General features: G+C 64.2%; 1 protein-coding gene. It reads right to left on the bottom strand.

The genetic code is table 11. The annotated features are described in order from the left end of the window. The coding region (locus BN1127_RS09210) for an Ig-like domain-containing protein (RefSeq protein WP_042649217.1) at positions 1 to 620 on the bottom strand (620 nt) is incomplete at both ends.

The raw sequence follows: 620 nt of genomic DNA, 5'->3' as shown, positions 1-620 counted from the left end.
CCATCGGCCACCAGGTCGCTACCCGGCACATTGATGCTGAACGTCTTGTCGGCCAAGACCAGACCGGTGAAGGCCTTGCCATTGACGGTCAGGGTGACGGTGTCGCCCTCTTTCACGTCGCCACCCACGGTACCGGTCACGGCGATGTCCTGCTTGGACTCGGCCGCGTTGATCACGTCGTCAGGGGTGATGTTGCCATCCAGGGTGATGCTGGCAGTCGGGGCCTGGGTGTCGACGGCGACGGTGTCGCTGCCGGCGCTGCCCGGGTTACCGGCAGCATCGGTGTAGCTGCCATCCTTCACGGCCACGCTGGCGGTGCCGGTGAAGCCATCGGTCGCGGTAAAGGTGGCGGTCCACACTTTCGGATCGCTGGTGCTTTGTACCAGGTTGCTGATGGTGCCACCGCTGATGCTCAGATCGTCGGCGCTGAAGCCTACCGGCACTTCGCTGAAGGTGAAGGTGACGCTCGAGACCTTGTCTGCCACGTTCAGCGCGCCATCCACGATGTCGACCACCACGCTCGGACCCTGGGTGTCAACGCTGTACCCCTCGGTATCGGTCACGGTGGTGCTGTTGCCCGCCGCGTCGGTGGTGGTCACCTTGGCGTCGATCACCTTGTC

Source organism: Aeromonas media (assembly GCF_000819985.1).
In the GTDB taxonomy this organism is placed as follows: domain Bacteria; phylum Pseudomonadota; class Gammaproteobacteria; order Enterobacterales; family Aeromonadaceae; genus Aeromonas; species Aeromonas media.
Note: the sequence above shows the minus strand (reverse complement) of the source record. Positions and strands in the feature narration are given on the sequence as shown.